Annotated in this window: 18 protein-coding genes; 8 read left to right on the top strand and 10 right to left on the bottom strand. The window is 67.1% G+C overall.

What is annotated here, in order from left to right:
- The first annotated feature begins 35 nt into the window (after positions 1–35).
- The 4 genes from ACH34W_RS13240 to ACH34W_RS13255 all read left to right on the top strand — a co-directional run bounded on the left by ACH34W_RS13240 (position 36) and on the right by ACH34W_RS13255 (position 3,416).
- On the top strand, positions 36–758 hold the full coding sequence (locus ACH34W_RS13240; protein ID WP_395961102.1) for a FadR/GntR family transcriptional regulator: 723 nt from the start codon (positions 36–38) through the stop codon (positions 756–758).
- Positions 759–1,043: 285 nt separating this feature from the next.
- The gene (locus ACH34W_RS13245) at positions 1,044–1,286 is read left to right on the top strand and encodes a hypothetical protein (RefSeq protein ID WP_395961103.1); all 243 of its coding nucleotides are present in this window, start codon (positions 1,044–1,046) and stop codon (positions 1,284–1,286) included.
- Between the two features lie 179 nt (positions 1,287–1,465).
- Positions 1,466–1,960 (top strand): hypothetical protein, encoded by a 495-nt coding sequence (locus tag ACH34W_RS13250; protein ID WP_395961104.1) that lies wholly within the window; start codon positions 1,466–1,468, stop codon positions 1,958–1,960.
- A gap of 613 nt (positions 1,961–2,573) precedes the next feature.
- A complete protein-coding gene (locus ACH34W_RS13255; protein WP_395961105.1) occupies positions 2,574–3,416 on the top strand; it encodes a hypothetical protein in 843 nt (280 codons plus the stop codon).
- A 57-nt stretch (positions 3,417–3,473) separates the two neighbouring features.
- Here ACH34W_RS13255 and ACH34W_RS13260 read toward each other — a convergent pair whose 3' ends face one another.
- On the bottom strand, positions 3,474–4,358 hold the full coding sequence (locus tag ACH34W_RS13260; protein WP_395961106.1) for a helix-turn-helix domain-containing protein: 885 nt from the start codon (positions 4,356–4,358) through the stop codon (positions 3,474–3,476).
- Positions 4,359–4,604: 246 nt separating this feature from the next.
- On the opposite strand from ACH34W_RS13260, the gene ACH34W_RS13265 reads away from it, so the two are divergent.
- From ACH34W_RS13265 to ACH34W_RS13275, 3 genes are all read left to right on the top strand, one after another.
- Positions 4,605–5,669, top strand: coding sequence for a hypothetical protein (locus tag ACH34W_RS13265; RefSeq protein ID WP_395961107.1), 1,065 nt, complete (start codon positions 4,605–4,607; stop codon positions 5,667–5,669).
- A 237-nt stretch (positions 5,670–5,906) separates the two neighbouring features.
- On the top strand, positions 5,907–6,359 hold the full coding sequence (locus ACH34W_RS13270; protein WP_395961108.1) for a hypothetical protein: 453 nt from the start codon (positions 5,907–5,909) through the stop codon (positions 6,357–6,359).
- Between the two features lie 85 nt (positions 6,360–6,444).
- A complete protein-coding gene (locus ACH34W_RS13275) occupies positions 6,445–7,353 on the top strand; it encodes a helix-hairpin-helix domain-containing protein (protein ID WP_395961109.1) in 909 nt (302 codons plus the stop codon).
- Between the two features lie 3 nt (positions 7,354–7,356).
- On the opposite strand, the gene ACH34W_RS13280 is transcribed toward ACH34W_RS13275, so the two are convergent.
- From ACH34W_RS13280 to ACH34W_RS13290, 3 genes are all read right to left on the bottom strand, one after another.
- Positions 7,357–7,632 (bottom strand): hypothetical protein, encoded by a 276-nt coding sequence (locus ACH34W_RS13280; RefSeq protein WP_395961110.1) that lies wholly within the window; start codon positions 7,630–7,632, stop codon positions 7,357–7,359.
- Positions 7,633–7,736: 104 nt separating this feature from the next.
- Entirely contained in the window at positions 7,737–10,397 is a 2,661-nt protein-coding gene (locus ACH34W_RS13285; RefSeq protein ID WP_395961111.1) for a BTAD domain-containing putative transcriptional regulator, read from the bottom strand.
- A gap of 447 nt (positions 10,398–10,844) precedes the next feature.
- Complete coding sequence (locus ACH34W_RS13290) at positions 10,845–11,609, bottom strand: DUF6081 family protein (RefSeq protein ID WP_395961112.1); 765 nt, start codon at positions 11,607–11,609, stop codon at positions 10,845–10,847.
- 154 nt (positions 11,610–11,763) lie between these two features.
- On the opposite strand from ACH34W_RS13290, the gene ACH34W_RS13295 reads away from it, so the two are divergent.
- The gene (locus ACH34W_RS13295; RefSeq protein ID WP_395961113.1) at positions 11,764–13,941 is read left to right on the top strand and encodes a glycoside hydrolase family 15 protein; all 2,178 of its coding nucleotides are present in this window, start codon (positions 11,764–11,766) and stop codon (positions 13,939–13,941) included.
- 118 nt (positions 13,942–14,059) lie between these two features.
- Here the strand turns inward: ACH34W_RS13295 and ACH34W_RS13300 are convergent, their stop codons facing one another.
- From ACH34W_RS13300 to ACH34W_RS13325, 6 genes are all read right to left on the bottom strand, one after another.
- The gene (locus tag ACH34W_RS13300; RefSeq protein WP_395961114.1) at positions 14,060–14,731 is read right to left on the bottom strand and encodes a cutinase family protein; all 672 of its coding nucleotides are present in this window, start codon (positions 14,729–14,731) and stop codon (positions 14,060–14,062) included.
- Positions 14,732–14,929: 198 nt separating this feature from the next.
- Positions 14,930–16,261 (bottom strand): alpha/beta fold hydrolase, encoded by a 1,332-nt coding sequence (locus ACH34W_RS13305; RefSeq protein WP_395961115.1) that lies wholly within the window; start codon positions 16,259–16,261, stop codon positions 14,930–14,932.
- Positions 16,262–16,376: 115 nt separating this feature from the next.
- Positions 16,377–17,597 (bottom strand): PucR family transcriptional regulator, encoded by a 1,221-nt coding sequence (locus ACH34W_RS13310; RefSeq protein ID WP_395961116.1) that lies wholly within the window; start codon positions 17,595–17,597, stop codon positions 16,377–16,379.
- An 85-nt stretch (positions 17,598–17,682) separates the two neighbouring features.
- A complete protein-coding gene (locus ACH34W_RS13315; protein WP_395961117.1) occupies positions 17,683–18,948 on the bottom strand; it encodes a PucR family transcriptional regulator in 1,266 nt (421 codons plus the stop codon).
- Positions 18,949–19,125: 177 nt separating this feature from the next.
- Positions 19,126–21,000: a class I SAM-dependent methyltransferase gene (locus ACH34W_RS13320; RefSeq protein WP_395961118.1), complete on the bottom strand. Its 1,875-nt coding sequence runs from the start codon at positions 20,998–21,000 to the stop codon at positions 19,126–19,128.
- Positions 21,001–21,434: 434 nt separating this feature from the next.
- On the bottom strand, positions 21,435–23,297 hold the full coding sequence (locus ACH34W_RS13325; RefSeq protein WP_395961119.1) for a cellulase family glycosylhydrolase: 1,863 nt from the start codon (positions 23,295–23,297) through the stop codon (positions 21,435–21,437).
- Between the last annotated feature and the right edge of the window lie 33 nt (positions 23,298–23,330).

The following is a 23,330-nucleotide window of genomic DNA, read 5'->3' on the forward strand; positions in this document are numbered from 1 at the left end:
CCCTTAGCTGCCCAAATGTGTGATGATTGGGCATCGTGGCGGACAACGACCAGGCCGGGTTGCACGGCAGCGTCCTCGATCAGCTCGGCTTGCTGATCACCTCGGGAGAGTTCGTGCCGGGCCAGGTGCTCCGCATCGAGCAGCTGGAGTCCCGCTTCGGGGTGTCCCGTTCGGTGATCCGCGAGGCGATCCGGGTGCTGGAGGCCATGGGCATGGTCAGCAGCCGCCGCCGGGTCGGGATCACCGTCGCCCCGCGCGCGAGCTGGAACCTGTTCGATCCCCAGATCATCGGCTGGCGGCTCGAGGGCGAAGGGCGTGACGAGCAGCTGCGGTCACTGAGCGAGCTGCGCCGCGGCATCGAGCCGGTGGCCGCCGCGCTCGCCGCCCGCCGCGCGACGCCCGGCCAGTGCGGCACCCTGACCGGCGCGGTCATGCAGATGGCGGTGCACGGCAGGTCAGGGGATCTGGAGGCCTACCTCGACGCCGACATCGTCTTCCACCGCACGCTCCTGGAGGCATCCGGCAACGAGATGCTGGGAGCCCTCGGCGACGTGGTGGCCGCCGTGCTGACCGGCCGCACCCATCACCACCTGATGCCCACACGTCCCGAGCCGAAGGCGATCAGCTGGCACGCGGAAGTCGCGCAAGCCGTGCAAGCGGGAGACGCCGCATCCGCCGAACGCGCCATGCGCGACATCGTCGAGGAAGCGACCCAGGCGATGCTGAGCAGCGACGCCCCGCCCCCCGGCACGCATTGACATCACGCTGAACGCGAAGCCCCAGGCGCACTGACCACCGGGGCCGCCACCTCCGCAGGCGCAGGCGCCACTGCCGCGGCCGCGGGCGCTCGTTTAGGTAGGCGATTTTCTCTTCGGTATGGGTGAGGCGAACCAGGTTGTCCCGATTCGCCGGGTGTGGTCGCCGAGCACGTGGCGAGGTGGCGTACTTGGTACCCGACAGACGACGATCGACGAAACGGCGGGTTCATGGCGCGGATTGCGTTGCCCCTCATGTGTCGCAGGCGGGCCCGGCATCCCCAAACGGTGCCGCTGGCGGAGCCCTGCATCAGCGCGATCACCGATTCAACGGAGGCGGGCTCGCCGTGCCCGCCGTCCACGGCCCCGCCCGCCGCAGCCCCGCGCACCGATGATGAGGTGTGCGCCTGCCTGTTGATCACGGCGTGGACGTTGCACACGGGCAGGCAACTGCGACAGGCCCCGGTGGAGGAGCTGTCGCAGCAGGAACTCCTGGACTTCTGGGCGGACCCTGCCTGGGAGCGACTGTGAGCACCGACCCGATGCCTACGGGCGGATTCCCTTTGTGGAGCATGCACCCCCCATCGCCGTACCCGATGTCCACGGGATGGAGTCGTGGTCGGCGCGATGCCCCTCCGACGGGGCGGTCGCGAAACGTCATCGCCAGTGTCGACATCGTCAGCTTCAGTGACCCACGCCGCAGCGACGACGTGCAGTTGCTTGTGCGGCGCATGTTGTACCAGGCCCTCGAAGAGGCGTTCGCGATGACGTCGCTTCCCTGGGAGAGGTGCTACCGCGAGGATCGCGGTGACGGCGCGCTGATCGTCGCACCGCCGGACGTCCCGGCCTACCTCTTCATGGACCCGCTGGCACACCACCTCGCAGCAGTGCTGCGGTATGGAAACAGGCTGACCAGCGACCTCACCCGGCTGCAGGTGCGGCTAGCCGCCCATGTCGGCTTGGTCCACTGTGACGTGCACGGCGTCACAGGCAGAGCACTCAACCATCTGTTCCGCCTGATCGAGGCCGACGCGTTCAAATCACTGCTTGCGGCACGTGGCAGCGACATCGGCCTGATCGTCTCCGACCAGCTCTACACAGAGGTGACCGGCGAAGGTGGGCTGGTCAACGCGGACGCCTATCAGGCGCTGGAGTGTGAGACCAAGGAGACGAAGGCTCGCGCCTGGACGTGGTTTCCGTCGTGACGCGGTAGACGCTCGGCGTCACGCCAACCGTTGGCCTTCCGGACCCTGCGCAGTTGGTCGAGGCTCAGCAAGCCGGAGTCCTGCCGCAGGGAGCCGCGGGAATCCTTGATCGCAGGGATAAAGCCGTGTTTCATCTCGCTCACTGTTACCGAATTACATTCAATACCCAGTCTTGTGATCAGCGAGGTTTGCGTCACCTGACACAAAATCCGAGACCGTGAGTAACGGTCAGGGTGTCGAGGTCCCATTTCAGTAATCGGCGACCGCGGTCGTCTTCACATAAGGGCTGGCCATAGCGGCTTCCAGCCGGGCCCAGGCGATCCGGGATGCCGAAAATCTTGCTCATACCCACCTGCGCCATGAATAGCTGGCACGATGTGAACGAACCGTCGGCGACGGCCCGGAACTTCACCATCGGATGGCACTGCGAGTGTGATCGTCAATGGACATTGACCCCGCGGGGAATCTGGACTCCTACGAGGAGTTCGTGGCTGCTCTGGCTGCACTCAAAGTGGAGTGCGGCATGCCGTCTCTTCGCCGGATGTCCAAACTCTCAAAGCGGCTGTGCGCTGAGTACCGAGATCACTATGAGCTGGATCCCCTGTCCACGACGATGGTCAGCGACGTGCTGAAAGGAGAGCGTAAGAAGCCGCAGCGGTGGCCCTGGGTCGCCTGCTACGTGCTCACATGTGTACGGCACGCCGCCACCCAGCCAGGTCAGCCCGTACGCGACGAAAAGGCTGTGCTCAGGCAATGGAGTGACAAGTGGCAGGCGTTGTTCGGAGACATTCCCCCGGTCGGCCTGGATGCCTCCGGCGGAAAGGCCGCTGTCGAACTCTCTCCGCTGTGGGAAGACAATGTCGCCAGCCCCGCTGAGTTGCCGACCATCGAGCGAGAGATCTTCGATCGCTGGGGCCAGCACGGCGTCGCCCTGTACCGTGCGGCCACGCTGCATCAGGATGGTGATGCAGCTTACAGGCTGGGCGTCCTGGCCTACCTCGACGGCCGTCGGCCAGATGCCAACGCGTGGCTCACCCAAGCCGCGGACGAGGAGAACCAGGACGCCGCCGAGTTGCTCGATGCGCCCAATCCCGGGCGGCTGGCCGTCAAGCACGCCACCAGGCTCGGATCTGAGGCCGCCGGTCAGGCAGAGATGTTCGTGGCCTGGCTCTTCCTCAAACGCGCCGCCAACTTCGGTGACCCGGAGGCAGAGTTCCAACTGGGGGAAATCTGCCACGAACTCGGGCACAAGGACAAGGCCCGTCAGTGGTTCAGACTTGCGGCCGACCATGGCCACGATCTCGCGATCGAGCGGCTGAGACAAGACGCTCGGGAGGCAGCGCGCAACGGCAAAGCTCTGCCCGGCCCCGCATCGCCGGACGGTGCGGACCGGTGGTCAGAGCGTCTCGACGGAGACCATCCCGCCAATTCCGTTCCTGAGTGGCCGGCCTGGTGATGATCACGCCGGCCCACGACCGGCGGCCGGACAGCCGACAGAGCGAGAAGGACCATGTCAGGCGCCGAGCCCGCCAGAGGCCTCACGTAGGCGATCAATACTGTCCTGAGGTGACAGAGCCTTGACCGCGATGGCGTTCAGCAGATGCCAGTACCGAACGATGTCGTCAGGCCGTGCGGGATAGTCCGCGCCCGTGAGCCGTTCGCGATACACCACGTCTGGCAACTCCCATCCGGGCAGCCGGAGCATTGTCAATGGGCCGGCCGCGGCGCTGTTCCCCGCGGCGCCAGAGGGAAGCACCTGTACGGTGATACGCCCCGCTCTTCTACTGGCAATGTCGATCACATGCCGAAGTTGAGCGCGCATCGTGGCCGCCCCGCCGAACCCCTTGTGCAAAGCGGCTTCATCGATCACCGCCCAGAGCCATGGCGGCTCAGGCCGTCGAAAGACCTGTTGTCGCAGCATTCGCAAGGCGACCCGTCGCTGGATCTCATACTCGGAAGCGTGCGGATGACCTTGACGCATGACCGCGCGGCAGTAGTCCGCCGTCTGCAGCAGGCCCGGCATATAGTCCACGTCATAGGAGCGGATGTGAAGCGCGAACGGTTCCAAATCCAGATACGCCTCGAACCAGGGCGGAACGACGTCTCGATAAGGCTTCCACCACCGTGAGCCGTCCGCCTCACCTGCCAGCGTCAGCAGCATCTGCCGTTCCATGCCTCCGGGCACTCCGTACAAGGCCAGCAGGCATTCCACGTCCGGCGGCCGGATTCTCGCACGACCGAGCTCGATCCGGCTGATCTTGGCGTGAGACGCTTGGATCACCGCTCCGGCACGCTCGCGGCTGACGCCTCGCGCTTCCCGCAAGCGCCGAAGATGGGCGCCGACAAGCATCCACGCGACCGACGGCCCGACCAGGTGGTTCGCTCGTTGAAGATCCACGCCAGAACCGTCATTCAGATCGCATGAGTCGATTCCCTCTATCTACCCGAATCGTATACTCTCCGTATTCTTCAGCGGCTGCAACTGCTTCAACGGCGTCTCTCCCATGCTCGCGCTGGTCGTATCCAGCGAGGTGGGGGAGCACGCTGAACCCATGGGGCCGGGCATTCGTGATTCCTATGAAGGCCGCTTCGATGTGGAGCGGCGTCGGGGGGATGTCACCGTTCTCCTGAAGGGTTCACGATCATGCGCGGTCTCCGTGCGATTCTGGCCTCGACGACATCCATTCTCACGCTCACGGGGCTCGCCTCCCCCGTCCAGGCGGAATCCGCAGCCGCGGAGCTTCCGACCCCGGCCCAGGCCTTGGGGGTGTTCCGCGACCGGTGGGGGCCGTCCGACTTCGCGTTGAAGGGCACGAGCAGCTGGGCCCCGCACTCGATGTGGCACCGCGTCGCGCCGCAGTACATCTTCAACCCGGGAACGAACGAGTTCACCACCGAGCCGATCATCAACCTGGAGCCCAAGCCCTTCGATTCCACGCTCTTCCAGCGCACGGTGCACGGACGTCCCGAGTACCAGACGATCCAGACGGCCCACGAGCCGAACGGGACAGCCACCAACAACTACTTCCCGGTCTTCCGCGGAACACCGAAGGAGTACACGGTCTACGGCTCGGTCGGCGTCCACATGGATCCCCAAACCGAGATCGTGACGAACTGCCGCGACCGGGTGAAGGGCGGGCAGCACTTCCAGCTCTGCAGGAACATGCGGAAAGACGGCTTCATCTTCTACCACGTGCAGGTGAGGGACGGGGAGCCCGAGACCGATCTGCCCACCCAGCAGGAACTGCTCGGCGCACACCGCGACCAGTGGGGGCAGGCGGGCTTCGAGTCCCCCGGGATCAGCGGCTGGGCACCCGCAGGAACGTGGCGCGCGGAGCTGGCGCTGGTCTTCGCGGACGGCGAGAACGAGCTGACCGGCACCCCCACGGCGCTCACGCCCGGTCAGGGCGGCACGGTGGTGGTCGACTGGCTGTTCCAGAAGCGCACCGTGAACGGCGAGCCCGACCAGTACCAGGTCATCCAGCGAGTGAACGACGGTCAGCGGTTTGACTACTTCCCTCCCTTCTTCAAGGGCACGGCCCCCGAGGTGGTCTTCCAGTTCGAGAACCCGCGGACGTACCCCGACCCGCGTACCAACGAGCGCGAGGAGACGCGGATCCTGCACGTGAACGGCACGGACTTCCTGGTCAACCGGGTCGTCCATGCAGGCGGCCGGGTCAACTACTGGGTAGCCCGCAAGACCTCCTGACAAGTGACTGCGCCCCCGTTCGCCGTTCAGGCCGTGCGGAAGCGCCGCCTTAGCGCCCAGCAGCACGGCTGGGTTTTGGACGTTGCCGGAACCGGTCACACACCGGCGCGCTACCGCTCCCTGACCTGGCTTTCACCTGCGATTAACCCCGGCGGACGCGTGCGCTAAGCGAATGGGACACACGGATTAAGCGGTCGGCGCTACTCCGGTGATGTCGTCTACGAAAGGACGGTCCCCATGGTTGCGCGGGGAGAGCCAGAGCAAGCCATCAGGCCGACCGACTCGATCAAGGTCTTTGATCCCCAAGGTCAGCCGTCGGAGCTCATCATCAGGAGGTCGGACGACTTCCAGGTGGCGATGGAGTTCGAAATCCTGACACCGCTGCTCAGAGCCTTTCTGGGAAGCTTCTCCTACCAGGTGAAGTACTTTGCCGAGGGTTTCGGCCCAGGCCCTGAGTACGTGCTCGGCGTAGCGGGGTGGCTACAGACCGCCCCGGGCCAGTCGATCTACAACGGCACCAGCCCACCGAATGCCAAGACCCTGGTGCAGGTGAACCGCAACACGCTCGATGTCGGCGTGTACCGGCTGGCAGCGATGGTCACGTTCAGGGCCGGCTGTCCTGGCCAGCCGACGAGGCCGATCCCGCTGACGGCGTTCGTCGAAGGCACCGTCATCGAGATCTACAACTGACCTCTCCATCTCGAGTGTTCCTCCCGGGGCTCCGCCCCGGGAGGAACCCATGGGTCCCAGGCGAGACAATGATGGAGGCGATGGCATGGAGCACCAGGACGATCTCACTCGAATCGACGGTATCGGGCCCAAGAGGCAGGCACGGTTTCGCGACGTGGGCGTGTCCACCTACAAGGAACTGGCGGACCATTCCCCTATCGAAATCATCGGACTGCTGGCCGAGTCACCGGGACCGTCACCGGAACGCGCCGAGGCATGGCGACGCCGCGCACGCGAACTCGCGGAAGAGAATGTCGATCCTGTTTCGGACGCCCAGCGGTCTGAGAGCTTCGTGGTCCGGGTGCTTCTGAACGAGGACGACTCGATCCAGAGCACGACGGTTAAGGATGCGAGAACCGGGGACGAGGAACGCTGGCCGGGATGGAAGCCAGAAGCCGTCATCGAGTTCGTCGAAGGAAGCCTGAGGGTCGCGGCATCGCACGAGTCGACGGCCGGGTCCGTTCCTGCGTGGCCGACCGCCGAAGCAGCCGACGGGCCAACTGCGGAAACAACCGCCGAGCCATCGGAAGCGCCGGATGCCGAGGTGTCGTTGCAGGATGCCGGAGACGGCGAACGGGCCGACGATCAGCCGCGGGCTGCCACCGAACCTGTCGCCGCATCCTTGGCTCTCGCACCCGAACCGCTCCACGCCAGGGAACCGTTCACGATTAACGTGACCCTGCATCTGGTGGGCTCCGCCCTCACTGAAGACCGTCTCGCCTACAGCGCCGTGATAATCGCCAGGCCAGTGGGAAGCAGCCAGAAGGTGCTCGTGGCGCGCAAGGACGGAGTGCTATCTGTCAACGCTCCGACCATCGACCTGGTCGGCGAGGGACTGCCCCCGGGAAGCTATCGCCTGGACGCAGCCATCACCTTGCGAAGCCCGGAAGCGGAACGCCCGTTGGCGCTGGCCTCCGCCGTTGAGGGTTTGATGTTCATCGTTCCGGCCGCTTGAGCATCAGGCCGAGGCATCCCAGTCGATGCCGGACTCCCGGAGCCAGGAGCGTTCGCTCTCGTCGACCTCTTCGGGCGCCGGTGTGACCTCAACGGCTCCGATGCGCACGCCACCATTGCCGCCGACGTGGATGGCCTGCTCATCTCCAGGAACGACCACTACCTTCTCGTACTGCGGCGGCCAACGAAACAGGAGCCGCCTGCCGCAGCTGGGGCACTCCCATGCCTCCATGCCGGATCCGTCGGTGCCGACCACGATCATTTCGTGTGTCGTCTGCACAGCTCGGTCCTCCTTGGCGCGGCCCTTAACGCTCGAGCCACATGGACCGGTGATTGCCCCTCTGCAGGCACATAAACGAATCCAGTGGACAGGGAACCGTTTCCCTAGAGGTTCTCGTGGCCACGGATCCGTTCGTACAGTTCCTGCGTACTCGCCCCCGGTTGGACGCCCAGCTCCGTGGTCAAGAGCCGTGCGCATGTCTGGTACTGGAACAGCGCCAAGTGGGGCTGACCTTGTCGGCTGTAGGACCGCATCAACGTGCGATGCGCGTCCTCCCGGCAGGGATCGATCGCAATGGTCCGCCGGCACAACTCGGCGCATGCTGCATAGCGGCCCGCCGAGAAGTGGAGTGCGCTGAGCCGGTCGAGCGCGTCAAGACCAGCCAGACGGAGCCGCTCGCGGATCAGGACGGACCAATCCTCGTAGGGGACATCGGAGAGAAAATCGCCGCGGTAGAGACCCAGGGCACGTTCGAAGGACTCCGCCGCATCGACGGTCCGCCCTGCGGCCTCGAGCCGTCTGGCCTGTTCCACCGCGCCTTCGAAGTCCTCCACATCGAGCCAGAGAGTGATTCCCGGATGCAGCTGATAGCGGTCGTCGGCGAGCACGATCACTGGAGAGTCGGTCGCCGTACCGAGGACCTTACGCAGCCCGTGGATGGCGACATTCAGGCTGTTGCGCGCGGCCTTGGGGGAAGCACCCGGCCAGTACTCCTCCATCAGAGTCTCGCGCCTTGGCCAAGGATTGCGGTGGGTGAGCAGGTACGCCAGAAGCGAGCGGCTCCGTCCGCCCGGCCACCGCTTCACAAGGCGGGCACCCACGTTCACCTGGAGAGAACCGAGCAGATGCACCGAAAGCTGCAGATCTGCTTGGGTGGAAGCGCCCTGACCGTCGATGGCCGCCGCCGTGAGCCTCGCCCTGGCCACCGCCGTCATCGGAGCGGCGACCTCGGCTGTGAGGCGCGGCCGCCAGCCGGCCTCCGGGGCTGCCCGGTACACCTGGGATGACCACTGGGTCAGCCGCGTGCGCAGTCTTGCCAGCTTGCCGACGCCGAAGCCCTGACCATAGAACTTTGCGGGCGGCGGCATGTTCGACCAGCTCTCCGCCGAAACCTGGACCCGATGCGGCCAAGCCTTCAGATATGCCAACAGCTGGTCTACGAACTCCTTCTCCGCCCGTTCCAGCGAGACCAGGTCCGCCCGATGCGCCTGACACTGGCGTCGGAGCTCCCGCAGCTGCCGTACGAGAACACCTGCTTCACCGGCCAGCTCGGCGGGTGCGTCCTCCCCCTCGACGGCACGGGCGAACGCGGTCAAGGCGGCCTCGACGTCGCCGGTTCGAAGGGCCAGCCGTCCTTGCTGCCATGACGACCACGACCGGAGCGGCCCCAACCCTGCCGCATCCGCGACCGCGAGGGCCGCACCAGCGCGCGCCTCCGCCGTGCCGAGATCGCCGGCACCGTCGCTGACAACGCTCTCCGCCAGCATGCTGCGGCACGCCCCGAACGCGTTCCCGGCTCCCCCGAACTGGGAGGCCGCGACGGAGAACCAGCGGCGGGCCGTCCTGGAATCACCAGAGACGGCGGCCATCTCTGCTCGGCTGGAGGCGAGTTCGGGATACGCGACGACCAGGTCTTCGGGCAGCCGATGAAGCCAGGTGCGCACCGTCCCCCATTGCCCGAGGTCCATCAGCCGGTCCAGTTGGTCGTTGATGGCCCACGCGGCCCGTTCCTCCTGCCCCAACTCGAAATAGAGATCTACCGCTTGTTCCAAACCCCCGGAGCACAGCAGCCGGTCTGCCGCCCCGCTCAACGCTTGCGGATCGGGCGACCACGCTGGAAGCGACTCACACCAGCAGGTCCGTACCCGCGCCCACTCGCCATCGAGACGTTGCAACCACGGTCCCCGGGGCGCCGAGTCCGGTGTCAGGCCGACATGGCCGTACTGCGTCCGCATGACCAGGCCGAGTGCCTGGCGTGCTTCTGCGGTGACGCGGTCGAGCAGTGCCTCGCCGAACGGCGCCAGCGGGTTGCGGGAACGGCACGCCCGCAGGATGGAGGGCAGCACTTCCTCACCACCGAGTGAGGTCTTCACCGCACGAACGGCATCGATCACCGCCGCCCGGCCATGGGCCAGGACCGACATCCGGTCGCGTTCCCTGGCAGGCAGATCCGGGGCGATCTCGCGCAGCGATCGCTGGATCCTGGCCGAGGGCATACGCAGATCAGCCGGTCCGCGATACAACGCGCCTTTCGGCAGCAGGGTGAGCGGAATTCGCCCATGTGAGACCAGCACGCACGTCGTCCCGGCATCAAGGACGGGGAACAGGTGCGCCCCGGCAAGTGCGAACACCGGGGATTTCCCGTTCAGATGGTGAACGTTCTCCAGAACGATCGCTCCGGTCTCGCACAGATGTTTTCTGAGTTCGCATCCAAGTTGGTTGAACAGCGGAGGCCACCCCTCCACCGGCCCTGGACAGCGACGCATCAAGGTCAGGGTCTCCTGCCCGAACTCCGGCTCGTGACGCTGCGCCCCTGCGATCACGGACAGGAGGAAACTGGCTGGATCGCGGTCCTCCGACCCCATGCGCGACCAGATCACCTGATCGGTTCGCCTCGCCAGGACCGTCGCCAGGCCCTCGGTGAGGAGGCAGCCAGGAGGCGCATCCAAAAGGGTGACGCCGCCGAGGGCTGCCCTTTCGAATGCCTCGTGAGCGGCGTCCGGTCCTGCGCCGACCGGTACCGCGCTTTTGGCGACAAGCGTCATCGGAACCCCCTTGCCATGACGATGTTCCGCCAATTAACGATCGCTGAGAAAACCTCAACGCATGCCTCCCCCACTACGGCCGTTTCATCTCTCCCGTTCCGGATTCCCCTCTCGCACCTGCAGCACCGAAGGATGTACGGACGCTAATCACAATCAACAAGTCCGGCAATCCAGAGTCAAGCAAATGAGACACCCGGCAGCGATCCGCCCTGACCAAAAAGGCTTCCACGACTAGACCCAAATATGGACAATCCACATACCGGGAAATGGACTTCCATAATTGGCGGCACCACACCTTAGATAGACCATGACCTTTTCCGGGAACACCGAACTCAGCAACGCGACCTTTTCCGGGAACGCCGCGAAAAACGGCCCTTCCTGTGAAGGTCGCGCCGAGGAAATCAACGTCCTCAGTGAAGGTCGATGGGGCCGATCAGAGCCTCGACCTCACGCCTGGGCGCCGCGTACGCGGAATCGGCGCCAGCGCGCATTCATGCCCTGCCCCTCCAGGGAGCGGCTGCGACCGTCCCGGACCGGCAGCATCGTCCACATCCCGAAGCCGATGCGAACGCGTTCGGGGATCAGCGTGCCGTACGTCTCGTACACCTTTCGGCCATCGACGCGCCACGTTGCGGTCGACGTGCCCCGGTCGAGCGTGATCTCGCACGTGCGGAGCCGGGTGAAGTCGTCGTCGAAGTCCTCGTACGGCGACTCGACCACGTGGTAGAACGGCTCCGCTGCTCCCCACGACCCGAGTTGCTCATGCAGCGCGAGCACACGGGTGGAGGTGCCGGTGACGGCGAACACGCGCTTGCTCACCTCGAAGTCGAAAGCGTGGAAGGCGGCTATTCCCCGGCGGTAGTCCGCCGGTTCCCCGCCGATGTTGCCGACCGCGAGGTCGACCGCGAACGTCGCGGGCCCTTCAGGCGCCAACCCAAACTGGTGCGTCGAGAAGATGAGGTACTTGGCGCTGTCGGCAGGCTGGAACGTGTCGTGCGACGCCGAGAAACGCGGGATCGTCACGCGCACCTCCCCCTCGCTGACGGTCACCTCGGCGTTGGGATCCACTGGGATGTGGTCGCCGCCCGTCGGAAGCGGCAGGCGCGCCGGGGCCCAAAGCTCGGCGTCCAGGTCCGGCCCCCGGAGTTCGTCGTAGGTGATGAAGTCGCTGGCCGGGTTCCTCTCAGCTGATCGGCTGCGGTACGTCGTCATGATGGGTCTCCCTTCACCTGCCCTCTCAAGGGAAGTGCTCTTCTACCTCTAAGGGTGTAACGCGGCCGGAAGCGGACATTAGCTTGAGCAACCTTTGATGCGGCAGAGGATTGTGGGTGCCACCCGGGTTCCCGTTCAAAGAGAGGGAATTGCAATGCGCCGTCGCTCTCCGGCCCTCACCCGCAGCCGTACGAGCTTGATGGCGGTGAGCTTGGCCCTGGCGGCAGCCGGGATGGCGTTCCCGAACGCCGCGCGGGCCAACCAGCCCCCAGCGGCTGCGCCCGGTGCCCCCGGCAAGGCCGCGACCTGGGCGGCGGGTGACAAGGACGGATTCAGTACGGCCAAGAACACCCAGAGCAAGGTCTGGTACACCCTCAACGACGGCGCCCTAACCGAAGTGTTCTTCCCGCGAATCGACACGCCCGCGACCCGCGATACCCAGCTTGTGGTGTCGGACGGCGCCACGTTCACCGATCGCGAGGACCGCGACATGGTGTCCCGGGTACGGCTCATGGACTCGCGCAGCCTGATCTACCAGCAGGTCAACACGGCCAAGTCCGGCAAGTACCGGATCACCAAGACCTACGTGACGGACCCGAGCCGGTCTGCGGTCCTGGCCGACGTCCGGTTCGAGTCACTCACGGGCCGCCCGTACACCGTGTACGTCCTGCACGACGCCGGTCTGGGGCTCAACGCCAACGACGACACCGGCCGTACCGAACGCGGCGGACTGGTGGCCACCGACGGCGTGATCAGCAGCGCAGTCCTCGCGTCACCTGGCTTCACCAAGACCTCCAGCGGCTATGCCGACCGCAGCGACGGCTGGACGGATCTGCAGGACAACCGCATGGACTGGTCTTACAGCGCAGCCCAACCTGGAAACGTGGTGCAGATGGGCCGGACCCAGCTCACCGGCCTGCGTGGAGCCCAGCAGCTGACCCTGTCCTTGGGCTTTGATCCCCAACTCGAGGCGGCGCTGGCTACAGCCCGCGCCTCACTAGGGCGCAGCTTTGCCTCGGCCCGGTCGGCCTACTCGGCTGAGTGGCACAACTACCTTTCCTCCCTCCGCCCGGCCCCCTCGGCAGCCAAGGCTTGGCGTTCGACCTACCGCGCATCAGTGATGTTCTTGGCCGCGCACGAGGACAAGACGTTCCGTGGCGGGTTCGTCGCCGCCCCCTCCCGACCCTGGGCCTGGGCGAACGAGCTGCAACATCTGCCGGTCTACATCGCGGTCTGGTCCCGGGACCAATACCAGATCGCGACGGCGCTGCTCGCGGCCGGTGACCGGGCCGCCGCCAACCGCGCCTTGGACTACCTCTGGACCGAGCAGCAGCGTCCGGACGGGTCGTTCCCGCAAAACTCGCGGCTCGACGGCGAACCGGTCTTCGGCGGGCTGCAGATGGACGAGGTGGCCTTCCCCATCGTGCTGTCCCACCAGCTCGGCCGGACCGGGCGCGCCGAGTGGGCACGGGTCCGCCGGTCGGCAGACTTCCTCCTCGCCCGCGGGCCCCGTACCGACCAGGAACGGTGGGAGAACATCGGCGGCTACTCACCGGCCACCATCGCCGCGGAGATCGCAGGGCTGGTCAGCGCGGCCGACATCGCTCGCCGCAACCAAGAAACCGACCTGGCCACCCGCTATCTGCGTACGGCCGACCGGTGGCAGCGCGACCTCGACCGCTGGACGCTGACGCGCAACGGGCCGCTGGCGCGCGAGCCCTACTACCTGCGGATCACCGACAACGGCGACGCGAACTCCGGCGCGCAGATCCAGATCGCCGACGGTGGCCCGCTGGTCGATCAGCGCCGGGTCATCGACCCGAGTTTCCTGGAGATGGTCCGCCTGGGCGTCAAGTCCGCCAAGGACCCCGGCATCCTCTCGACCCTGCGGGCGATCGATGAACGGCTGATGTACCGGACGCCGAACGGCCCGTTCTGGCACCGGTCGAGCTTCGACGGCTATGGCGAACGGCGGGACGGCACGCAGTGGGAGCCGGTGCCGTCCGGATCCGGCGAAACAATAGGTCGAGGCTGGCCGCTGATAACCGGTGAACGAGGCGAGTACGCCCTGGCCGCCCGCCAGCCCGCCCAGCGCTACCTGGACACAATGGGCCGGGTGGCCCTGGCGTCAGGCAGCCAGGTCATAGCCGAGCAGGTCTGGGACCACAACCCGCCGGCAGGGCGCTTTACCCCAGGCGAGAACACCTTCTCCGCCACCCCGCTGGCTTGGTCGCACGCACAGTTCATCCGTCTCGCACACTCGATCGACTCCGGCCGCCCAGTGGAAACCCCCCGCATAGTCGCCTGCCGCTACAAGACCACCCTCTGCTGAACCGCCAAGACCACAGGATGTGGGCGCAAGACATCTGCCCAGCAACCTGACCTCACCGCCCCTGGCTCGGCGGACGTGGCGTCTCGGACTCTTGGGGAGAGTCCGAGACGCCTTGTCGTCAGACCTTGCCGGCGGCGAAGTTGGCGGCTTGGTTGGCGTTTCCGCCGTAGCCCAGGTGCGCCAGGATGTTGGCGCCCCCGCCGCAGATGGGGTCGCCGTTCGCGCAGATGTCGAGCGTGCGGCTCTCGTACGTGCCGGTGATGCGCCGTCCTATGGCCCGGATCGGGTTGCCGAAGACCAGGATGGCGGCGACGCGGGGCTGGATCGAGGCGGGGATGGTCTTGGTGATGGGGCCGCCGACGAGGGCTCCGTCGCTGCTGATCCCGATGGAGTTGGCCACCACGTTGGCGCCCTGGGAGTAGCCGACGAGGATGAACTTCTGGTTCGGGCAGGACGAGGCCTGGGCCGTCACATGGTTGACGAGATCGGTGTTGCCCTGGGAGGCCGAGCCGGGGATCACGCTGGCCGGGTAGTTGACCGGGTAGCTCGTGAAGGTCTTGTTCCGGATCCTGCTCTTGAGCGCGGAGAAGACGGGGTCGCCGACGATCCAGCCGAGGGTCCCGGGCTCACCGGTGCCGCGGGCGCTGACCATATCGAGGTCGGTGCACGGGGCGGCCGAGGCGGGGGCAGCCGAGGCAGGGGCGGCCGGGGCGATGACGACGCCGCCGACGGCGACGCACGTCACGGCAACGAGTTTGGCGGTGAATTGCCGCCGAGTGGGGAAACGCATGGGGGGCCTTCTTTCTCGCAGACGGCATCCGCGATCGGGTGCTGTGATGGTCGGCCCTCAGAGAAGCCCCGGAAACGCGCTTTTCTATAAAATTCGGCGGCATTCCACTCAGCCAGGTGATTGTCTTCATAGGGGGATTTATGGCAGCAGAACGGCCGCCACCTGGGCAGGTGGCGGCTGTTCCTCGCGAAAAAAATCCTAGGTGTAGTCGTCGAAGAAAACGGTGATTGTGTTGGAATCCGACGGCCAGTTCGGCACGACGATTCTTGCGGTTTGGCCGTTTCCACCCCGTTGCCGGGTCTCCATCGTCACGGTGCCGATCGGCGGATTCGCGGAGGGCATGAAGATGTCGACGCCGCTCATGAACGGAAGCGCGGGGAACAATCCGATCGACACCGAGGTATTGGTGGCGCGGTCGGACCTCCAGTCGTAGGCGAAGAGCCCGATCGCCCGCTTGCTGCGCGGGGTGGTCGTCGCGTTCAGCACGCTGGTGCCGTTGATGGTGAGCGTGTCGCCGCCGGCGCCCTGGTCGCCCCACCACTCCTTGTTCCGGTAGGCGAGCAGGGCGACGTGCCGCTGGTTGCGCTCGATGAGCCAGTCCACCAGGCTCCCCGGCTCGCTGCTGAGCAGCCGGATGCCCAGGTCGGTGCGGCGGAACGGCTGGAAGTACAGGTGTTGCACCTGGGTGCTGCCGGTCCTGCTGATGAGGAATTCGTAATGCGCCGTGCCGCTGCCGTTGAACGGGCCGAACGAGCCGTCCCCGGAGAGCTGGTACGTGGCCACCGGCTGGCTGCTGGTGCGGCGCCCGGTGGCCGGGTTGACCGTGAAAACGTCGAGCCGCGCGCTGGTGGCGCCCACGTTGTAGGGGAACAGCACCGCCCGGCCGGCCAGCTGGATCTGCCCAGACTCCGGGACGACGGCGGTGGTCTGCGGGTCCGCCCCGGTGAAGAACTTGTAGACGGCCTTGAACGTGGCGACGGAGGACGTCGTCTCCACGTGCGACTCATTGAGCTGGTACACGTTGGTCGCGCCGGTGATCGTGCGGTTCTGGGCGCCCTCTCCCCAGATCGCCATGGTCGGGACGCCACCGGGCAGGGAGGTTGCGGTCCCGCCGTCGATGTTGACGTAGTGCGCGACGTTCGCCGCGCGTGCCGCCGAGCTGTTCAGGTACTCCTGGGAGATGCTGGTGCCCAGTGAGTGCCCCAGCAGCTCGACCTTGTCGGCGCCGGTGGCCGCCTTCAACCGGGCGATGCGCTGGTCCAGGGCGGTGTGGACCTGCTCTCTCGTGTTGTTGGCGAACGTCGAGTCGTACTCCAGGAACTCGATGTGGGTGGCCGGGTAGCCGTTGCTCGCGAATCGTTTTGCCTGCGTCTGGAACTGGCTGCCGGAGCCAAAGAACCCGTGTACGAAAATCATCGGGCGCGGTTCGGCCTTGGCATTCGGCGCACCGGATGTGGCTGCGGTGGACGCCGCCGGGAACATCCCGAACAGCAGCACCACGGCGGCCAGCAACCCCAATAGTCTTTTCATGAGGTGCGTTCCTCCGTTCTCGTCCGTCGCAAGCTACGAGCCAGAGACAGCACCACCTATAGCGCTTTATATAAAGTCGCGCGTGCTCTCTTTGCGGTGACCTCATAGATTCGCTCTAGCTTGTCGCGGGAGACTCGGGGTGGCTTGCGATGACGAGCGAGGGTGCCCGCGCGGGCCCGGTGGACATGAGGCCGAACTCCACGGCGGCATGCAGGATGAGCAGGAGTTCCGTCCGGCGCTCCGGATCGTGGATCTCCTCGCCCATCAGTTCCCTGAGCCGGCGGATCCGGTAACGGACGGTCTGGTCGTGCACCGTCAGCCGTTCGGCCGTGTCGACGGCGTTGTCGCGGCACTTCATGTACTCCAGCAGGGTGTGCGCGAACACGGCCCGCTGGCGCGGTGGCAGTTCGTCCAGCGGACCGAGGCGCGCGTCCACCGCGAAGGTCAGCAGTTCCTCGCCCTGGGCGACGATGTGCGCGGCGACATGGTCCATGCAGCGCGCGACGTCGCGTTCGGCGATCACCTCACGGTCGATGAGCGCCAGCGTCCGCCTTGCCCAGCGGAACGAGACCGCGCCCCGGTGCGGCGGCACGGCGGGCCCGATCGCCGCCCGCACCCCCGAGGACAACGCCGCCAGGATCTCCTCGGTGGCCTGGGCGGCTGACGCGGGCACGACCAGGAAGGGCTCGGGACCGTACCATCCGGCCAGGACCGTGGCCGGCAGGGCGGGCACCTCCCGTTCAGCCGGCCTCCGCACGGCGACCACGGCGATGGCGGTCGGCACCGGCCATCCCGCGGCGGCGGCCAGCTCGGCGATCGCCTCACGGCTTGCCGGAGGATCCGACACCAGCAGGTCGCACAACCGGCCGCGGAGACGTTCGCGTTCTGTGGCGATGCGCTCGTTGGCGTCGGCGTACCCCTGCGAGACGGCGCCGGCGAGCTTCTCCAGCAGCACGAACAGCGACTCGATCAGCTGGCCCAGCGTCCAGAACGACCAGCCGAGCTGTTTGGCGGCCTCGATGAAACGGCGGCACGCCACCTGACCGCCCACCCGCATGGCCGTGTGGAGCCGTTCGATGCTCCGGCCCTGCTGCGCCTCGTACATTCCGGTCGCGGCGTAGATGTCGGTCAGCCGTTGCCAGTCCATCTCCGCATGGCCAAGCGAATCGGTGAAAGAACGCGCCGTCTCCATGACCACCCAATGCAGCTGGCGGCTATAAGCACTGTCCGCCGGACGCGCGTACTCGGGCACAACATGCTGGATCTCCAGCACGATTTCCGTGGTGCACGCCTGCAGGTCGGCCCGCAACTGCCCGGCGACCTCGTCCATGGTCATGGTCGACGACCCATCGTCATTGCGGAAAAGACCTCTCAGGCATTGTGTCTCTGTTGGAAATGGACCTCGGTTGAAAATGGGCTGGCTAACCCGCTGCCGCATCGGCGAAAGGGTCATCGTTCGGTCGTGTTCCCGCAGGGAGAACGGGGTCTTCGGGCGGGCTGATCCGCACCCACGAGTGGAGCAGGAGCATCAGTTCCGTTCGATGGGCGGAGTCGAACGGCAGGTCGCCGAGGATCTCCTCCAGCCGCCGGATCCGGTAGCGGACGGTCTGCTCGTGCACCAGCAGCTGTTCGGCGGCGGCCACGGCGTTGTCCCTGTTCTCCATGTAGACCAGCAGGGTCCGGGCGAGCGGCTCCCGGCGCTGGGGCGGCAGTTCGAGCAGCGGCGCCAGCCGGACGCGCAGCGCGACGTCGATCAGCTCCTCGCACATCGCGCCCGCCAGCGTGGGGATGTGGTCGACGCAGCGGACGGGCTCCTTGGCGGGGAGCACCCCGCGTTCGACCAGCGCGAGCGCGTGCCGCGCCCACCGCAACGACATGCCGGCCCGGGTGACGGCGACCGTCGGGCCGATCGCCGCCATCTGGCCGCGAGCGAGTGAGTCCAGCAGGCGTTCCTGACCGGGTCCCTCGGGATCGGGGACGATCAGGTAGGGGTCGGTGCCGTGCCAGTCCGCCAGGATCTGCGGCGACAGCACGGGCACCGGCCGCGTGCCCGTCCGCCGTATCGCCACGAGCGCGAGCGAACGCGGCACCTCCCAGCCGGCCCCGTACGCCAGATCGCTGATCGCCTCCATGCTGGCGTGCGGCTCCATGATCAGCAGATCCCGCAGCCGGTGCCGGGCCCGCTCGCGTTCGGTGGCCATGGCCTCCTCGGCCCGGGCGTAGCCATGGCCCGCCGCACCGGCGACCTTCTCCAGGAACACGAACAGCGAATCGGTGATCTGCCCGAGCGTCTCCAGCGGCCAGTCCAGGCGCTGGGCGTCCTTGATGAACCGGCGGCACGCGACCTGCCCGCCGACGCGGATCGAGGTCTGGAGGCCCTCCAGACCGCGGCCCTTGCGCGCCTCATAGGCCCCGATGCCCGCGAAGATGTCCGACACGGCCTCCCACGACGGGTCGGGCCGGCCGATGGCATCGATGAACGCGCTGACGCTCTGCTCCGCCGCCCAGCGCATCCGTTGCCCGTACCGGCTGTCCTTGGGACGCGCGTACTCGGGCACCTGTCTCTTGATCTCCCGGATGATCTCCGCCGCGGCGGCCTCCAGGTAAGGCCGCAGGGGGACGGCCAGATCGGGCGACACCCGCGACAGCGGGACGCTCCCGGCGGCCCTGGCAACGTGCGCAACCACACTGTCCTCCAGAAGCTCGTCCCCCGATGCCTACGACTGGCCCTGGCCTTCAAGCCCGGCCCGGCCCTGGTTCCTCAGGCCAGGGCCGGGCCGGACGGCCGGGCCGGGGGTCCTCAGGGTCCGCTCTCGCTCGACGCTTTCCTAGCAAGAGTCAGACAAAGCCTGGCCCGCGACTCATCAGCCAGCATCCAAAGTGCGTGCCGTCGCGGAGTCATCTCCCTCGCCGGGCAGCCGCCGGGCCAGCACCCGGTACGTGTTGGACCGCGGCCCGCGCTTGATCAGCGGTGCCAGCAGCTGATCCGCCGAAGCCGCCGCGAACATGGCGGGACCCGCGGCCAGATACACGCCCGTTCGCAGGGCACGCCGCAACCGGGCGTGCCGCTCCGGTTGCCACGGCTTGGCGGGATCGGGAACGACGCGGTGCGCCAGCATCATCACGATCATGAGGAAGTCCACCGGCTGGTGCGCCGGCCCGCGTTCGACGGCCACGGTCTCCAGGCCGCGATCCGCCAGCGCGGCGACGAGGTTGTCCAGCGGAACGAAGTTCAGGTGCTGCGGCTGGAACCAGGCATGCCACCAGCGCCCGGCCACCCGGCCGATGATCCATTCCGGGTCGGGGACCTCGATGAGCAGGTGCCCGCCCGGCGGCAGCACGGTGGCCGCCGCGTCCAGCTCCGAGTACGGATCGACGGTGTGCTCCAGATAGTGGTGCATGCTCACCACGTCGTACGCCCCGGCCAGCTTGTCGGCCAGATCGGGGAAGAAGCCGAGGTGACCGCCGTCGATCCAGCCGCGCTCCTCGGCCTCCTTGATGCTCACGCTCATGTCGAGCGCGTCGAAGCGCGTCTCCGGCCAGACGTCCCGGGCGGCGTTGCAGAAGTGGCCATGGCCACCGCCGACGTCCAGCCACGCCTCGGGCTTCGCGTGACCGCGGAGCATCCGCGCCCGATCCCGGTAGTGCGGAGCCGCCAGCCGGAACCCGCGTTCGACCTCCGGGCCGCCAGGGCCGTCGTAGAAGTCGCGGTAGTGGAACTCCAGACCGGCCGAGCTCAGCCGGGGGTTCTGGAAGACGTGACCGCAGTCCTGGCACTTGTCGAGGATGAAGACACCTGGGCGGTGATGCTGGTGATCCCCGCTGGTGACGAGCCGGCGCAGGGCCGTGCCGCCGCACCAGGGGCAGTCCGTGCGGCGCGGCTCAACGAAGCTGTCCGCCCTCTCTGCCACCTCGGCAGCGTATTCGCGGCGGAGGCGGGGCAGCTCGGGGTCGGGCTCCTCCCTCTGGGCGGCGACGCGGGCCCAGCGGGCCAGTGCCGTCGCCGGGCGCATGAGCGAGAACCCGAGCAGGTCGCGCGGATGGAGCGGTGTCCCGAACGTCGCGAGGCTGGGCTGTGCGCAGGTGGCGGCGACCACCGCCGCAGCCGCTGCAACGTCACCCTTGCGGCGGCTCGCGAACGCCCAGGCAACCCCCGTGCTGAGCACGCTCAACCCGATGAGGTTGCCGGTCAGGTATTCGGGCAGGTCGCTCGGCCAGCGCCCGCGCAGGATCGTACGGCGGTCCGCAGGTGAACAGCCCACCGGAGCGATCCTCTCGGCCACGGCCAGGTCGGTGCCGACGGGGGCGTACGTCTTGAGCTTGACGGAGAGCTCCTCCAGCTCGGCCACATTGAGGCCGGCGAACCGGGTGAGCTTCGCGCGTTCCGCCACGTCCGCGGTCACGAGGATGGCGTGCCCGCCCCCGATGCCGCGCGCGAGCCGGGCGCTGCGGTAGGTGTCGGGCTCCACGCGCCGGGCCAGTTCCAAGGCGCGCGCGCAGTCGAGACCGGCGGGGACGAGGTCGAGCACCTGCAACCGGTGGGCGGTGGCGTACGCGCTGGCAGCTCGGCGAGTCTCATCGTCCAGGACGACGCCGGCCACGGTGACGAAGTGATGGTCCTCGGCGACGGGCTTGTCCGAGGGCGGCAGGGGCCGCAACCGGGCCGCCCGTGTCCGGCGCCACACGGCATCGGCGGTAAGACCGAACGCTGTGGTCAGCAGAATCGATCGAAGTCGCATCAGGATCCCTTCGCAGCGGGGGGCGGGAACCAGATCGGATCCCGAGATCCGCTAGCGATGATCGACTACCGCATCACTTCTGGACACGTCTCCAGCGTCAAATTCCGTCCCACTCACACTCACCTAACTGAGTAGTCGGCGAGCATAGGACTCTACGCGGCCGGAAACTTTGCTCGCCGACAAACAGGCAAGCGCCGATTAAGCAATTTCCGCAAAGCGGAGCCGCCTGGGTGGTCCTACCAGTGCGAACCCCTCCCTATCGGGTCATCCAGGGTCAAATTCAGCATCCCGGTGATTGCGGACTGTTGTAATTCACTCACGGAAAGATTAGGTGCGGCCATAGACAATTCGTTCGCAAATAATCACTGGGTGCCACATATGCAGCCGCCACCAGGTACGGGACACCTGGTGGCGAAAAAGCTGCGGGCTTCCTATTAGGAGGTGGGGAACTTCTGGGCGAGCCAGGACCCGAGCTGGGTACGGGCCGCGGTGAGCTGGGCCGCGGTGGGCGGGGTCCCCGTGCCGGTGTTGACGATCAGTGCGACGTGGACGCCGGAGGACGGCGGGGCGGTGAACCGCAGCCGCTTCGCCGTGGTGGAACCAGGCTCGGGCGCGGCTGAGACGGCACCGGAGCCAGGCAGGCCCGTCAGGGTGGCCAGGTCGCTGACGACCGTGGTGGTGGCCGGGGCGAAGGACTGCGGGAGGTGCAGTTCGGTGGGGGCTCCAGATGACCCGCTCCGCCAGACGAGGACGCCGTACTGCCGGTTCTGCACCAGGGCGGAGAGATCGGGCATCGAGGCCGGGGCGATCAGCCAGGGTTGCTCGCGGCCCGTTCCGCCGTAACCGGAGCGTGCAAGGTCCTCGTAGGCGAAGGCCAGGGAGTCGCCGCTGATGGCCGAGGGGTAGAGGCGATCGAGGACGCGCTGGTCGAGACGGAGTTTGACGGCGCCCGCGTCATCGGTGGCGGCGACGGAGTGGTCCTCGTCGTTCCAGGCGTCGCCTTCGGTCTGCACCTTGTCGGGGTTGCCGTTCATCAGCTCGCGGTGACGTCCGCTGTAGGTGTCCCAGTGCCACTGGGTGGAGGAGAGGACGTTGCCGCCGGACGCGGGCGTGCTCCACCAGTTCTTCCCGGCCACGCCGGCGTCCATCGACTGGTACATGGAGCGGATCATCCACGGCGTACGGTCGCTGCCGCCGCCCGACAGCTTGTGTCCGAACTCCGAGACGAACGGAGCGGTCCCCAGGGACGCGGCTCGCTGCCGGATCTCGTTCATGGACTCGGCGTAGGTGCCGTCGGTGGCCGGCGAGGGGTCGATCGTGATGCGCGCGCCGTCGTAGTAGTGGGAGTTGAACACCATCCGGCTGCCGAGAGGCCCGACCGTGGTCATGCCGCCCTCTTCGAAGAACGCGGTGTTCCAGAAGACGAGGGGTTCGACGTACGCGGGCTTGGACGTCCAGCCCGCCCGGTCCATGGCGGACCGGAAACGCTGGTAGAAGGGCATCAGGTGGGTCTTCTCCCAGTCGACGCCCTTCTTGCCGTCGAGCCCTCCGTCGAACGGCTCGTTCAACGGGTCCATGCCGATGACGGCGTTGAACGACTCCGGGGGGAGCTTCTGCTTGACGTACGTCATCATCGCCTCGGCCTGCTGCAGGTAGGCGCTCTGAACGCCGACGGGCCCGGCCGGGGTCGTCAGGACCCGGTCACGCCAGAAGTCGTACATGGCCTGGCGCACCGCGCCGTTCGTCTGCATGTTCTGGCCCCACAGGATGCAGATGCCGCAGGACTCCTTGGGGTAGCCGCCGGCCTGGATCACCCATTTGGGGGCGCCGTCCCCCGTGTACCAGCTCCCCTTGTTGAACAGGTGGGCCGAGTAGAGGTCCTGGTGGTAGTCCAGCAGGACGTTGATGCCGCGGTCGGTGAAGGCCTTGATCTGGGCGATGGCCTTGTCGAGGTAGGCGTAGTCGATGCGGTCGGGCGCGGGCTGGACGCCCTCCCAGCTGATGAGGAACCGCACCACGTTGGCGCCGGTCAGGTCGCGCATCGCCTGGGCGGACTTGACGGCATCGGCGGTGCTGCGGAACGGCAGCAGGTTGTTCTCGTAGAGCTTGGTGCTTCCCGAGACGTTGAAGCCTCGCAGCGTCACCTCCCGGCCCTGGGCGTCCCGGAGCACCCAAGCCTGCTGCTTGGGAGAGACGGTGACGTCCGCGCGAGCGGGTGCGGGTGCGGCGACGAGAGCGGCCGCGACGAGGGAGGCCGCCGTGGCGGTTCGGAGGAGCCGGCCAGAGAGTCCTGTCATGGGGGGTGGGTCTCTCTCATCCAGAACGCAAGA

Source organism: Actinomadura sp. 6N118, from assembly GCF_044326415.1.
Lineage (GTDB): Bacteria > Actinomycetota > Actinomycetes > Streptosporangiales > Streptosporangiaceae > Spirillospora.